Source organism: Oceanimonas marisflavi, assembly GCF_003049725.1.
GTDB lineage: Bacteria > Pseudomonadota > Gammaproteobacteria > Enterobacterales > Aeromonadaceae > Oceanimonas > Oceanimonas marisflavi.
The window spans coordinates 1-509 of the sequence record NZ_QAGM01000070.1 but is presented as its reverse complement, the minus strand read 5'-3'; the positions used below and the strand labels follow the sequence as shown (position 1 = coordinate 509).

General features: G+C 50.1%; 2 tRNA genes and 1 rRNA gene. All 3 read right to left on the bottom strand.

The features are described from left to right. Positions 1 to 36 precede the first annotated feature (36 nt). Positions 37 to 112 (bottom strand) — tRNA-Ala (locus DA373_RS16125). A gap of 105 nt (positions 113 to 217) precedes the next feature. Continuing rightward, positions 218 to 294, bottom strand: a tRNA-Ile gene (locus DA373_RS16120). Between the two features lie 95 nt (positions 295 to 389). Then, positions 390 to 509, bottom strand: a 16S ribosomal RNA gene (locus DA373_RS16115); the annotation flags it as partial.

The window sequence follows — 509 nt, the reverse complement described above, 5'->3', positions numbered from 1 at the left end:
AAAACGTAAAGCTTACAGCTTATGACGATGACTGAATGGTGGAGCTAAGCGGGATCGAACCGCTGACCTCCTGCGTGCAAAGCAGGCGCTCTCCCAGCTGAGCTATAGCCCCATTTAGCCGACCTTTGTTTTACCAAATGCTTCTCAGGCAAGGCGAAGGGACGCGACGTTTAGTTCACTAAACGAGCGTTGCTTCAACGCAGGCATGGGAAGAATTTGGTGGGTCTGAGTAGATTTGAACTACCGACCTCACCCTTATCAGGGGTGCGCTCTAACCAACTGAGCTACAGACCCAAAACTGTGCCTTGATGCTTTAGCATCAAGGCCAATCGTCACTCTTTTATATCAAGCAAACTGTGTGAACACTCAGCAGGCGCTGAGAATTAAGGTAAGGAGGTGATCCAACCCCAGGTTCCCCTAGGGTTACCTTGTTACGACTTCACCCCAGTCATGAATCACTCCGTGGTAAACGCCCTCCCGAAGGTTAAGCTATCTACTTCTGGAGCAAC